At 39.8% G+C, this 12,397-nt stretch carries 13 protein-coding genes and 1 tRNA gene; 3 read left to right on the top strand and 11 right to left on the bottom strand.

Features of this window, described 5'->3' with window-relative positions; translation table 11 throughout:
- Positions 1-71: 71 nt before the first annotated feature.
- The 3 genes from PRK60_RS03020 to argS form a co-directional block, all read right to left on the bottom strand.
- On the bottom strand, positions 72-446 hold the full coding sequence (locus tag PRK60_RS03020; RefSeq protein WP_102169130.1) for a YlbF family regulator: 375 nt from the start codon (positions 444-446) through the stop codon (positions 72-74).
- A gap of 69 nt (positions 447-515) precedes the next feature.
- The gene (locus PRK60_RS03015) at positions 516-2,681 is read right to left on the bottom strand and encodes a PBP1A family penicillin-binding protein (RefSeq protein WP_273646302.1); all 2,166 of its coding nucleotides are present in this window, start codon (positions 2,679-2,681) and stop codon (positions 516-518) included.
- A gap of 153 nt (positions 2,682-2,834) precedes the next feature.
- A complete protein-coding gene (gene argS, locus PRK60_RS03010) occupies positions 2,835-4,535 on the bottom strand; it encodes an arginine--tRNA ligase (RefSeq protein WP_273646301.1) in 1,701 nt (566 codons plus the stop codon).
- A 390-nt stretch (positions 4,536-4,925) separates the two neighbouring features.
- On the opposite strand from argS, the gene thiD reads away from it, so the two are divergent.
- Complete coding sequence (gene thiD, locus PRK60_RS03005) at positions 4,926-5,753, top strand: bifunctional hydroxymethylpyrimidine kinase/phosphomethylpyrimidine kinase (RefSeq protein ID WP_273646300.1); 828 nt, start codon at positions 4,926-4,928, stop codon at positions 5,751-5,753.
- Positions 5,753-6,685: an L-lactate dehydrogenase gene (locus tag PRK60_RS03000; RefSeq protein ID WP_102169126.1), complete on the top strand. Its 933-nt coding sequence runs from the start codon at positions 5,753-5,755 to the stop codon at positions 6,683-6,685. The genes thiD and PRK60_RS03000 overlap by 1 nt, the downstream gene beginning before the upstream one ends.
- Positions 6,686-6,738: 53 nt before the next feature.
- Here PRK60_RS03000 and PRK60_RS02995 read toward each other — a convergent pair.
- Together PRK60_RS02995 and PRK60_RS02990 are read right to left on the bottom strand one after the other, a co-directional pair.
- Positions 6,739-6,809: transfer RNA gene (locus PRK60_RS02995), tRNA-Gly, on the bottom strand.
- Between the two features lie 47 nt (positions 6,810-6,856).
- Positions 6,857-7,174 (bottom strand): hypothetical protein, encoded by a 318-nt coding sequence (locus PRK60_RS02990; protein WP_102169125.1) that lies wholly within the window; start codon positions 7,172-7,174, stop codon positions 6,857-6,859.
- A 140-nt stretch (positions 7,175-7,314) separates the two neighbouring features.
- Here PRK60_RS02990 and PRK60_RS02985 point away from each other — a divergent pair, with 140 nt between their 5' ends.
- On the top strand, positions 7,315-7,656 hold the full coding sequence (locus tag PRK60_RS02985; protein ID WP_102169124.1) for a hypothetical protein: 342 nt from the start codon (positions 7,315-7,317) through the stop codon (positions 7,654-7,656).
- Here the strand turns inward: PRK60_RS02985 and PRK60_RS02980 are convergent.
- The 6 genes from PRK60_RS02980 to PRK60_RS02955 all read right to left on the bottom strand — a co-directional run bounded on the left by PRK60_RS02980 (position 7,636) and on the right by PRK60_RS02955 (position 12,396).
- Positions 7,636-8,226 carry a non-canonical purine NTP pyrophosphatase gene (locus tag PRK60_RS02980; RefSeq protein ID WP_178695881.1) on the bottom strand — a complete coding sequence of 197 codons (591 nt, stop codon included), beginning with the start codon at positions 8,224-8,226 and terminating at the stop codon, positions 7,636-7,638. The two genes, PRK60_RS02985 and PRK60_RS02980, sit on opposite strands and share 21 nt — an antisense overlap.
- A gap of 12 nt (positions 8,227-8,238) precedes the next feature.
- Positions 8,239-8,634 (bottom strand): ASCH domain-containing protein, encoded by a 396-nt coding sequence (locus tag PRK60_RS02975; protein ID WP_102169122.1) that lies wholly within the window; start codon positions 8,632-8,634, stop codon positions 8,239-8,241.
- Between the two features lie 65 nt (positions 8,635-8,699).
- On the bottom strand, positions 8,700-9,713 hold the full coding sequence (locus tag PRK60_RS02970; protein ID WP_273646299.1) for a hypothetical protein: 1,014 nt from the start codon (positions 9,711-9,713) through the stop codon (positions 8,700-8,702).
- A gap of 735 nt (positions 9,714-10,448) precedes the next feature.
- On the bottom strand, positions 10,449-10,808 hold the full coding sequence (locus tag PRK60_RS02965) for a type II toxin-antitoxin system PemK/MazF family toxin (protein WP_273646298.1): 360 nt from the start codon (positions 10,806-10,808) through the stop codon (positions 10,449-10,451).
- A 69-nt stretch (positions 10,809-10,877) separates the two neighbouring features.
- Positions 10,878-11,132, bottom strand: coding sequence for an AbrB/MazE/SpoVT family DNA-binding domain-containing protein (locus PRK60_RS02960; RefSeq protein ID WP_164476893.1), 255 nt, complete (start codon positions 11,130-11,132; stop codon positions 10,878-10,880).
- Between the two features lie 157 nt (positions 11,133-11,289).
- Positions 11,290-12,396 carry a LysM peptidoglycan-binding domain-containing protein gene (locus PRK60_RS02955; protein WP_273646297.1) on the bottom strand — a complete coding sequence of 369 codons (1,107 nt, stop codon included), beginning with the start codon at positions 12,394-12,396 and terminating at the stop codon, positions 11,290-11,292.
- Position 12,397 lies beyond the last annotated feature (1 nt).

Genomic DNA, 12,397 nt, shown 5'->3' with positions numbered 1-12,397 from the left:
ACGGGAAGAGCACTCAGACACGACTGTCATCATTCTTCTTCCCGTTATCATCTTTATAACTAAATTAACAGTTACTTGTCAGTTGGTTGTGGACCTTGTGGCATAACATCCTTGTAGATATCTTGAATAGGACTAGTAATTGTCCGGTTAAGTTGTTGAAGCATGTTATCAACGGCTCGTTCTTGGTTCATTAAGGTTTGTACTTCGGGCTTGGAGCTCATTTCCTTAGCAACGGTCTGAATTGCATTAATTTCGTCTTGAGTAAGCTTTTGACCAGTCATTTGCTTTTGTTGAGCATCAGCCTGCATTTGTTGGAACTTCTTAAAAGTTTCAAAAGTATCCTTTTGGGCCTTCAAACTATCAAAAGCCTTCTTTAATCCTTGATATTCTTGGGTTTCTTTTAATTGATTACTAAGTTCATTAGCGGTGTCGTAAATATTAACCATTTTTTTGTAACCTCTTTTCATTTATTCAACAATTCGATTGTATCATACTATCAGTTAATCATCATTCTTTCAGAATAAAGAGCGAACATTATTCCATAACTGGCCAGCACGATTACCAAAGTCATTTACCGATTGATTAAACCGGTTCATCAGGTCACCACCATTTTTCAGCAATGAGCCCCAGCCCTTATTACTCTTCCCGCTATTTGCGGTTGCTCGGGTTTGGGCATCTTGAACGTTAAATTTCGTATTTGGCGTATTCTTCAAGATTCCGCTCATTTCAGCTTTATAAAGGCTATTAACATTTTTCATTGAAATATCCTGCAAGGCATGGGATGAATTAGTATCATCATAGCCTTCCCAAGTAGCAACCACCACATCAGGAGTATAACCAACAATCCACTTATCACGATCATCAGCACTATCGCTTTTAACCGCTGATTCCGTTGTTCCTGTCTTCCCGGCTAACGTGTAACCAGCAGGCCGAGCAGATTGACCAGTACCGTGTTCAAAGACACCGATCAGCATACTCGTCATATTTTTAGCAGTATTAGCAGTGACGACTCGTTTAGGTTTTGCCGTCTTGGCGGTAACAATCGTCTTTCCAGAAGCATCCTTAATTTTTGTAATGTAGTGGGTATCAGGCATCTTTCCTTCATTAGCAAAAGTAGCATAAGCACGAGCAATCTGTTCAGGAGAAACGCCCTTAGTCATTCCCCCTAAAGCAAGGGCAAGATTCTTATCTCCCTTTTCCACTGGCAAGCCAAATTTCTGGGCCATCTTATACCCAGTATTAACCCCGATTTTATTCAATAACCATACTGCTGGAGCATTTAGACTTTCATAGACTGCCTTATACATCGGAACACTTCCAGCATAAGTATCATCATAGTTTTTTGGTGTATAGTCGTTGGTCCCATACGCTTGTTTCTTATCCTGTAGCATGGAGTCATAGAAATAACCATGTTCTAAGGCTGGAGCATAAACAACCAGTGGTTTAATCGTTGAGCCTGGTTGCCGACGCATCTGCGTTCCCCGATTAAAGCCCCGGAAAACATGTTTCCCCCGACCACCAACAATTGCGGTAACACCACCCGTTTTCGGATTCATCGCAACTGAAGCTGACTGCACCTTAGTCCCATCAACTGAATTACTAGGGAAGTTATCATCGTCCTCGTAAGTTTGCTGCATTGAGCGCTGCTGATCCTGATCCAAGGTCGTGTAAATTTTATAACCATTATTCATGATTTCCTTTTCCGAAAGATGGTATTTATTAATTGCCTCAGAAATTACGGCATCAAAATAGTATGGATAACGATAAGTATCCGGTGCAACATACCCGTTAGTAACTTCTAACGGAACCTTTTTATATTGATCAGCGGCAGTTTGACTTAATTGATGATTTTCAACCATTAGCTGGAGGACTAAGTTACGACGTTGCTTAGTTGCATCTGGATGAGTAACCGGATCATAAATTCCTGGTGATGTTAACATTCCTGCCAACGTTGCAGCCTGAGGAACAGTTAATTCAGTTGCATTACAATCAAAATACCTTTTGGCAGCATCCTGAACTCCCCAGACCCCATTACCAAAATAGGCGTTATTGAGATACATCGTCAGAATTTGCTTTTTACTGTATTGATTTTCAACTTCTACCGCGATAAAAATTTCTCGTGCCTTCCGTGAAAATGTTTGCTGTTGGGTTAAAAAGGCATTCTTAACTAACTGTTGAGTCAAGGTACTTCCCCCGCCAGAAATATAGTCACGGTGCAGCAGCTTATTCTTAATCAACAAAAAGCCGGCACGCCCAAGGCCCTTAACTGAAAAGCCATGTTCATGGTAGAAGTTCCGGTCTTCAGTGGAAATTACCGCTGCTGGAACATTTGCCGAAATTTTACTAAGTGGTACATATGTCCCCTTTTGCGAATATAAGCTTCCAGCAGACTGATTATCATGATCATAAATCATTGTTGGTCGCTGTAAACGATGTTCTAAGTTCTTAACATCTGCTGTCTTAGCAACAAATGTCAGGTAAGTACTAGTTACCAAAAATAATCCTAAAAAAATTGCAATTAGCCACCGTGTTAGTTGATACCGATGCCAAAACTGCTTTAACCAACGAGTAAGCTGTTGCCAAAGTTCATTAACAACCTCTTTTACCCGTTGCCAAAACTGTTTTAGCCAGGCAAGCATCCGTTCCCGAAAAGGTGGCTTTCTTTCTGGTTCTCTTCTCATTTATTAATCCCCATATTTAGTAACATTAAGTCTCAATCATTTTACCATAGGAGAATTTTTCCATAGTCAATTTTCGATCAGTATAACTAAAATTTAAAATAATAAAAGGAAGCCGAGATATTCTCGATTTCCTTTTAGTTAAAAATTTTTCTCTTACATTTCATCTGGAGCCTTAACATCAAGAAGAGCCAATGCGGACTTCAAAACATGACTAACAGCTTGAGTCAATGCTAACCGTGCCGGTTGTTGTGGATCATCATTTAGGATCCGGTTATGAGCATAGTATTGATTAAACTTCTTGGCAAGTTCCAATGCATACTTTGCAACTACTGATGGATCATAGTTAAGTGCGGCCCGCTTGACAGCTTCACCATATTGACCTAAGAAGCTAATTAATTCCCAAGCACCATCACCAACTTGAGTTAAGTCAACATCGCTAAAGTCACGAATGCCGCCCTTCCGCAAAATGCTCTCAGCCCGGGCCCGTGCATATTGAACGTAAGGACCGGTTTCCCCTTCAAACTTAACAACATCTTCAAGCTTAAAGTTAACTGCATTCCGCCGGTAATTCTTCAAATCGTGGAAAATTACGGCCCCAATACCAACTTGCTTTGCAACCTCGTCAGCATTCTTTAGATCAGAGTTCTTTTCTGCAATTTGCTTCCGGGCAAGATCAACGGAATCGTTAAGAACATCTTCAAGAGAAACAACATTTCCCTTCCGCGTTGACATCTTTTGACCATTTAAGTTCATTAAACCAAAGGAAATATGTTCAATTTGATCCCACCAGTTAAAGCCAAGTTCCTTTAATGCCATCCGCAATTGCTTAAAGTAAACTTCTTGTTCAGCACCGACAACGTAAAGGGACTTAGCATGACCATACATCCGCTTCCGGAATAAAGCAGTGGCTAAATCACGGGTAATGTAGGTGGTAGTTCCGTTACTCTTAATAATCAGCAATGGTGGCAAGTTGAATTGTTCAAGATCAACAATCTCGGCACCACGGCTCTTCTTTAACAATCCCTTATCACGAAGGAGTTGAATTGGTTCTTCCATCTTTTGTGCTGAGAATGCTTCACCATTAAATGAGTCAAACTTGACATCTAACATGTCGTAAACCCGTTGGAACCGTTCCAAAGAGATTTCCCGGAACCAGTGCCAGAGACGCCAAGCTTCTTCATCACCGTGTTCTAGCTTAGCAAACCATTCCCGACCTGCATCAGTATATTCTGGATGTTCATCTGCTTCAGTGTTAATCCGAACGTAAAGTTGAAGCAGCGTATTAATCGGATCACTCTTCAGGCCGTCTTGAACTTCTTGACTATCGCCCCACATTTTGTAGGCAGCCATCATCTTACCGAATTGAGTTCCCCAATCACCAAGGTAGTCAATCCGAATTAAGTTGTAGTTAACTTTTTCAAGAATCCGGGCAATTGCTTCACCGATCATAGTCGAACGAAGGTGACCCATCCCCATTGGCTTAGCAATATTAGGTGATGAATAATCGATTGTTACATTAGCTTTGTGACCAAGATCACTTTCACCATAGTGCTCTGGATCATTTAAAATGGTCTTTAACACGCCAGCACCAACATTGGCTTTATCAAGGAAAAAGTTAATGTATGGACCAGCTACAACCACCTTATCAAAACCAGTTTGGTCAATCTTTTCAATTAATTCACTAGCAATCATTTGTGGAGCTTTATGTAAGCTCTTAGCTAAGAAGAATGTTGGAAAGGCGTAATCACCATTGTTTGAATCTTTTGGCCGTTCAATCTTTTCTTCAATTTCGTTTAGCTCTAAATCTGGCAGTGCAACAGCTAGAGCATTCGCTACTTGTAACTTTTCATCCATAAATTAATTTCTCCTATACAAAAAGTCTCTAGTAAATAACAAGGATTTACTAGAGACGAGATTTACCCGCGGTACCACTCTAATTGAATTAGAATTCCACTCATTTATTAAGCTTTACCTATGGGGCACGCTTTCATAAGGTTAAGCTTCCTGACTTCCACCATCACAGGATCGCTAATCAACCGTACCTTATTACTACTCCTCAATCATCGGTTTCTTGTCTAGTTTATCATATTCCATTTATTTGTAAACAAGATTTTTCGATTTGCTTTGTCATCTCCGTCCACTTTTCTTTTAGTATTTCGTTTCTAACAGCATTTTTATTGAATCATTATTAATCCTTTTATGTTACAATTTTCCCAACACGTTAAAGAAAGGTTGCTGATAGACATGATTAATCAACAAGTACAAGCAGTAACAATTGCTGGTCATGACTCAGACGGTAGTGCAGGAATGCCAGCTGATCTCCACGCATTTTTTGTAGATGGTGTTTATGGTCACGGACTCCTTACCGCTGCTGTTTCCGGGAACTCTTATGGGATTGACGCGGCACAAGTAATGCCAAAGGATTATATTGAACAGCAATTTAAGACATTATCTACTGATTTCAAGATTTCTGCTGCAAAAACGGGAATGCTTGCTAATGATGATGTAATTAATGTCGTTGCTGATCAATATGCTAAGGTTGATTTTGGTCCACTAGTGGTTGATCCTGTAATTATTACCAAACACGGGGCAATGCTTCTTGAACAATCAGCATACGAATTATTCCGTGAACGAATTGTTCCCTTAGCAACTGTGATTACACCCAACTTCTACGAAGCACAAAAATTAACCGGACTACAGTTAAAAAATACCCAAGAAATGTTCGATGCAGCAGTCAAGCTTCATGAGATGGGAGCAAAAAACGTTGTCATTAAAGGCGAACACAATGATCCAACTCAAAAGGAAGTAGTTGATGTAGTCCTGTTGGAAGACGGCTCGCGGTTTGAACTAACTAAGCCATTCTTCGATACGACTCACGTTAACGGAACTGGAGATACTTTTTCGGCTATCATCGCTGCTGAATTAGCTAAGGGCACGGACGTGAAGAATGCCGTTACTCGTGCTAAGGATGCTGTTTATGCTGCTATTTCTCATCCACTGGAGGTTGGTCATAAATTTGGACCAATTAACCACTGGGCAGCAGAACGTGAATTAAAAAAGAAGGAATTATAATGATTAATCACTATCGTCATAAAGTAGTCTTAGTTGGGGATGGTGCGGTTGGTTCTGCATTTGCTTTTTCCCTTCTCCAATCAAATCGTGAAGTCGACGAACTAGTTATCGTAACTCGTCAACATGATAAGGCGGTTGGTGATGCTCTCGATCTTGCTGATATCACCCCGCTAACCGGGCCTACAGACGTTTTTGCTGGCAATTATGAAGATGCTCATGATGCTGATGTCGTGGTTATTACCGCTGGTGTACCGCGAAAACCTGGCGAAAGTCGTCTAGATCTCATTCATAAAAATGTTAAGATTCTTAAGGAGATCATTAAACCGATCATTGCCAGTGGCTTTAAAGGGGTTTTTGTAATCTCTAGCAATCCGGTTGACCTTCTAACCACTCTAACTCAGCAAATTTCTGGGTTCCCAAAAGAGCGGGTAATTGGTACGGGAACTTCACTCGATACAATGCGGTTACGGTTGATTCTTAGTCAGCGATTAAATATTTCAGTTAATGCAGTCGATGCACAAGTCCTTGGTGAACATGGCGATTCTTCATTCGTCACTTTTGACGAGGCAATGATTAATGGACAACCGTTAAATAAAATCATTCAACTCACACCGGAAGAAAAGGATGAAATTGAGGAACAGGTTCGTCGAGCTGGTGCAAAAATTATCCAGCATAAGGGAGCAACTTTCTACGGTGTTGCTAAGTGCTTATCATCAATTGTCTGTGCAATTATTGAAAACCAAAATACTGTAATCCCCGTCTCTGCTCCTCTCACCGGCCAATATGGGATTAATGATCTTTACCTTGGTTCACCTGCAATCATTAACCGTCAGGGGATCGGTCAGGTAATTGAATACCAGTTATCACCAACTGAATTAGCTAAAATGCATACCTCTGCAGAACAGCTCTCCGCAGTCCTGAAAGAAATTTAGTAGAAATGAAAAAGACAAGGAAAAACAAAATGTTTTCCTTGCCTTTTTCTATAAGCGGGTAACGAGAATCGAACTCGCGACGCAACCTTGGGAAGGTTAAGTTTTACCACTAAACTATACCCGCATAAACTAAGTAATAGCAATTACTTAGTAAGTATATCGCTAATCCAACTATTTGTCAGCCTTTTTTGATGATTTTTTTGTTGTCTTTGAATCAGCGGATGACTCAGAAGGCTTTTCGTCACCATCTTCGCCTTCATCGTCAGCTTTTTCAGTACGTGGAACAGCCTTAATCATCTTGGCTTCACTTTGCCGAATAACAGCACGACTGTTTAATTCATTAACCCCATTCTTATCGCTAGGATCAAAGTCTTGAATCGAAATCATAATAGAATTATTGTAGACTTTTTCAACGATTCCGGTAAAGTCATGATCCATCGGGCCAAATTTCTTTGCCTTAACAAGATCACCAATTTCAAAATCAGCCACAGGCTATCACCTCTTCATTATTCTAGTAAACACAATAATGTACAATACACTTTTTCTAACATTTTTTCAAGTAAAGTGTCTCTCTTAAGGACCATAAATTCTTATCAGTGATAAAATCAGATTCTGAAAGGAGTTTTCCGATGCTAAATCTTCTAATTTTATTTGCAATTGTTATTTTATTTATTTCTTCTACTGCTGGTCTCCACGCTAAAATGGAAAAGCACGTTAGTAATTGGTTAATTATTACCCGTTGCTTCTTCTTTATTCTCTTAACCTGCCAGATAGTTCAACTGTTTCTCACCTGGAAGACTAGTCTCCTCGTCAATCTTATTTGGCTGGTCATTTCTATCATCCTCTTCATTCTTACTGCGAATGCTTTCCGTGAGAAAATTGTAACATTTGGTAATCCTCGTCATTCAAGATTAGTTCTTGTGGGGATGATTATTAACCTTTGTTTGGCATTAATCGTGATTTTCTTTTAAGAATCTGATTAATTTTTCAGTAGCCCGCGCCCGAGTTAAGTACGGATAGCTTTCTTCAAATGTCATCTGAGCTAATGTTTTAGTTAAGCCACGTGGAATAAGAATTCTGCTAAATCCTTCGCCATTAATTCCGCGTTCAGTGCTTGCAATTTGTCCCTTTAATGTACCATCAACGACTTTAATAATTTTTCCTTGATGAGCACATGCAATACTCGTCTGCATGATAAATTTGCGGTCTCTTCCTTGAACAAGACGAATAATGTGCTGTGCATACTGTTGGGGCGTGGGGTAATTTGTAAGATCACGTGCTGTCCTCACTCCAAGAATTTTAGGTCTAGCTGTAAGCAGTAGCCCTGAATCATCTGCAATGACTAATTTATCAGGAAGCAGCTTACTAATAAAGAGTGCTTTATCACTAGCATTTTCTTCATATGAATAGTTCCCCTCTGGAGGGAATTTTATTTTAGAGAGCAAGTCCGTATATGGAATTACTTCATTATTACAAACACGAAAAATCTGTTGAAGTTCTTTAATTTTATCGTGATTATGACTAGCAACAACAAACTGCAATTGAATCTCCTCCTAATAACGAAGCGGTGCAATTACCTTGTTAATCCATTCCATTGCTGTCTTACTATGAATATCTGTAAATGGGGCCCGTTCAATCAGGTGATCATCAATATTAAATAATCGCAATTGCCCCTTAACTTTAATTGGTTTAATCCAATACGATCCATTTTTCGCAAACGGAGCGATCTTCCAAGCATAATAAGAACCATCCTGATCCTGCCGTTGCTCAATGCCAACAATTTTAGCAACACAGAGAGCATACCCAGGCACGAAGCCACGAATCTTCTTGGCAGTGTTGCAGATCAACAAGTCTCCCCGATACTTAGTTGACCATGAACGGTATTCTTCAGTTTTTGTCCCATTCATGATTTCAGCAGCGTAATCCGACCGAATCGATAAGGCTTTCATACTGACACTCCTTCCTAAAATGGCACTACCAATCCTGAAATAGTAGGCTTCATAGTGCCATTTACTTAACCTAAAATATGATTAACAAACAGTAATCCTAGAACGAACCCTACCCAACGGACCACCGCTTTCACATTTTTACGCTGATTGAAACGCTTCTTATAGGCTTCAGCTGACTTAACCAACTCTGGCGAAACTTCCAAATGTTCTTCGGTGTACCCACTGATATCAAGGCTCTGTTGATGATTAAAGTCTTCTCCATTCAGGTGGAAGTGGGCACCATAAACGATGTTATAAATCCTCCACTGTACACTTCCTTGTTTTCGCCCAAAGACAACATAATCTGTCCACTGTTGCCGTTTAAATGACGAATTAAAATCAGAAATAACATTCACTTCACTATCGATCCCGCTTACTTGAACCTTTGCAATAATTAGGTCAGGAGAAATTTTCTGAGCTGATACGACCCTCCCATGGCTAACCAGCACGTCATCAATAATCCCGTTCGATGCCTTGGCAATAATTTCATCATGCATTGTTGACAGGAAAACTCGTCCCAGTTGTGATTTCAACTGATCCAAATAATTACTGCTATCAGCAAAGCACCGACGAATCGACTGGCCATAAATAAATTGTGCCCAAGCATATGTCTCGACTAAGATCTGTGCTAATTGATCATCAACAGCATCATTTTCTAAGCGAATCTTAGCTCTCTTGAGTCCTTGTTTAAAGTCCTTAATCTTCATATTAGGAATTAGCATCCAGCTAGCCAAGCCATTAACTTCCGCGATATCACGAGTTCTCCGGTAAAGTCGCACTGACATTTTACTGACAAAGCTAAGAACATATAACCCACAGAAAAACAGGACAAACAAGAATGCCCTAAAGCTATCTCCGGAACCACTATGCCCACTGCTTATAATACTGCTGCCGCTTGATGAGCTTCCACCACCGCTAGATGAACTGCCCCCTCCACCAGTTGACCCCATTGAGGCAAAAGCTGCATGAAAGGTTAGTAATTTGGTAATAATAGTCACTAGAGCAATTTTCCAACGTTTAAAAAGGTTAACGCGTTTCATTTTCTCCTCGCTTTGTTAATCACGCTATAATATTACTCATGGTATTGTATCACAACCTTAGGACGATGGCCCAATCATTTCAAAGTCAAAATTTGAAATGATAACCTATCAGTAGATTAACGTCAAAAAGTAAGATTTTCTTCAACTGATAGTCCTCTTTCTGTTCATTATTAAATTAAAAAACTAGCTGTAGTAATACAGAAGTGCCCTCATAGTTGCACTATATCCAAAGTATACTCTTGCCTAGTAGATGAGTATCAGAATAAAGTTGAGAAACAAATTGAGGAATGCCTTAAAAATATAAAAAAGAACCCCGAATATACAAAAGATGTATATTCAAGGCTCAAATCACTGATATAACAGTAATTACAGGTTATATAGAATGCCCAAACAGGCAGTAATATGTGTTTGCAATCGTTGATTTATCAATACTTTAGATTGTAAGTGGGACCTAAATAGGACCCATCGTTAAATTTAAATCAGTATAGCATATTATTATCGGTGCAATTTAATGTAATTTTGCACTGATAACAAAAAAAGAGTCTTCAATGTGAAGACTCCCTAGAAGAATACAAGCAGATAAGCTGGTTAATTCTTATCCTTTTGTACTTCAAGATCCATATGTATATTTTACCATAAACTGCTGTTCGCTTTACGGAAATAAAAAAAGACGATATACTTTAACTGTCAAGTCTAGTATATCGTCATTGCCATCAGTTATCCCTGATGGATTTTTTATTTATACCCCAAAACGGCTTGAATTAAATCATCAACCCTTGAGGGAACCTCTGTATGTTCTAATAGTCTACACTTTCTTTTTCTTACATCAAGTGCTGCTATTTGATCACACAGTAAGGTTCCCATTGTTTTTGTGGCTGGTCCCTCGTGAGTCCAATCAAATGCCAGAGGGTAATAACTCCTGTCGGTTCTCGTAAATGGAATACCCCAAGCAAATGGGCTATGTTCATTAACTTCCTTCTGACTAACAATCAGCCAAGGACGAGTCCCCTTTTGTTCGTTAGTATCCTCTGGCTTTGGGTCGTTTGACACCAAAATAATATCTCCCCGTCCATAGGGTAATTCGGATAATGCCATACACATTACCTCCAATAATTAAATATTTTCGTGTTAAGACGCTACTTAATTCGCTCGCACAAATAATATTTAATATAGTTCTTCGCCAACAGCACCGCCCTTATCCACCGTTTCAAATGGATAAGGCTTACTACTGTCATAGTTCTCAAACAACTTATTAATCATTTTTTCTTCTTTTTTAGGCTTTATAACGATAGAATCAGTTGTCACATCAACCGAAACTTCTTGATCGGTGGGAGTAATTCCTACTTTTTCTAACATTCCCTTAGGAAGACGAATAGCATTGGAATTACCCCACTTGCCTAGCTTAAGTACCTGTACCAATTTATAGTCCTCCTTTGAAAGTAGACGTCTGTTACGCATACTCACATTGTTTAGTATATACTTGTATCATCAATGTGTCAACGTGTATAAACGGTTATAAAGCACAAAAAATCCCTAGTAGCAATTGCATTATGCAACTACCACTAGGGATTAATCTTTATAGTTGAATTGTTTGACCAACAAAAATCATATTCGGATTAGCGATGTGATTCTTACCTGCTAATGCTTGCCAAGTTGTCCCGTTAGCTGAAGCGATTCCTGATAAGGTATCACCACTTTGTACAGTATAGGCATTAGATTGCCCATTACCAGCAATAATAATCTTTTGACCAACATAAATAACATTGGGATTAGCAATATGATTAAGGCTGACCAAGCTCGATACTGTGGTACCAAACTTAGAAGCAATGGCGGACAAAGTATCGCCTGATTGCACGTAGTAAGTGTTTTGCGGTGATGCATTGCCCGTCACTTTCAATACTTGACCTACTTGAAGTAGATTAGGATTACCCAAGCTGTTAATTGCCGCTAAGTTTTGCCAAGTTGTATCGTACTTTTCAGCAATTCCACTCAGAGTGTCGCCTGATTGCACAATATAAGTACCAGTAGCCGGTTGACCAACATGTTCTGTTGGTTGCGGTGCTGGCACGGGGTTACTTGGTACACTACCGCTTGCTTCTCCAGTAGTAAAGGCGCCATCAAAATCAAGACTGGTGTCAATCCCCATGATTCCGTGATCGGTATATTGCCAAGCGTTCGCATTATCAATTCCGAGTGAAGTAACTCCATAGCCAGCTACCCACTTCTTCCGGTTGCCAAAGCCGTGACTGTTTAAGATTCCATCAGTAAAGAAACTCCGCATTGAGTAGACACCGGTGCTCTTATAACCAAGCGCTTCTACTTCTTGAAGAAAGGCTAAGGTAGCCCCTTGATAGTCACTTGCTGAATTGACCTCCGCATCATCAATCATCAGCGTATCGTCATACATGCCAAACTGCCGAGCAACTTTGACAAAGAATCGTGCTTCATTCTGTGCATCGGGAATTGAAGTGTAGCGAGCAAAGTGATAGCAAGTTACCCGTAAGCCTACTGCTAGGGCATTGCGAATTTGTGCTGCTGCTCGTGGGTTAATATAATTAGAACCATCTTCACTACCTTCAGTTAGCTTTACAACGACTCCTTGTGCTCCTTGATTCTTAGCTGCCTGAAAGAATGCTACCGTATCAGGTTGGTAACTTGAAACATCAATAAATGGGTTACGCATA

The organism is Limosilactobacillus portuensis, assembly GCF_028607025.1.
Taxonomy (GTDB): domain Bacteria; phylum Bacillota; class Bacilli; order Lactobacillales; family Lactobacillaceae; genus Limosilactobacillus; species Limosilactobacillus portuensis.
Note: the sequence above shows the minus strand (reverse complement) of the source record. Positions and strands in the feature narration are given on the sequence as shown.

Excerpts from the sequence above, each read along its gene's own strand:
- PRK60_RS03020 (WP_102169130.1), bottom strand. The coding sequence starts at position 446 with ATGGTTAATATTTACGACACCGCTAATGAACTTAGTAATCAATTAAAA.
- PRK60_RS03015 (WP_273646302.1), bottom strand. The coding sequence starts at position 2,681 with ATGAGAAGAGAACCAGAAAGAAAGCCACCTTTTCGGGAACGGATGCTT.
- argS (WP_273646301.1), bottom strand. The coding sequence starts at position 4,535 with ATGGATGAAAAGTTACAAGTAGCGAATGCTCTAGCTGTTGCACTGCCA.
- thiD (WP_273646300.1), top strand. The coding sequence starts at position 4,926 with ATGATTAATCAACAAGTACAAGCAGTAACAATTGCTGGTCATGACTCA.
- PRK60_RS03000 (WP_102169126.1), top strand. The coding sequence starts at position 5,753 with ATGATTAATCACTATCGTCATAAAGTAGTCTTAGTTGGGGATGGTGCG.
- PRK60_RS02985 (WP_102169124.1), top strand. The coding sequence starts at position 7,315 with ATGCTAAATCTTCTAATTTTATTTGCAATTGTTATTTTATTTATTTCT.
- PRK60_RS02975 (WP_102169122.1), bottom strand. The coding sequence starts at position 8,634 with ATGAAAGCCTTATCGATTCGGTCGGATTACGCTGCTGAAATCATGAAT.
- PRK60_RS02970 (WP_273646299.1), bottom strand. The coding sequence starts at position 9,713 with ATGAAACGCGTTAACCTTTTTAAACGTTGGAAAATTGCTCTAGTGACT.
- PRK60_RS02965 (WP_273646298.1), bottom strand. The coding sequence starts at position 10,808 with ATGGCATTATCCGAATTACCCTATGGACGGGGAGATATTATTTTGGTG.
- PRK60_RS02955 (WP_273646297.1), bottom strand. The coding sequence starts at position 12,396 with ATGCGTAACCCATTTATTGATGTTTCAAGTTACCAACCTGATACGGTA.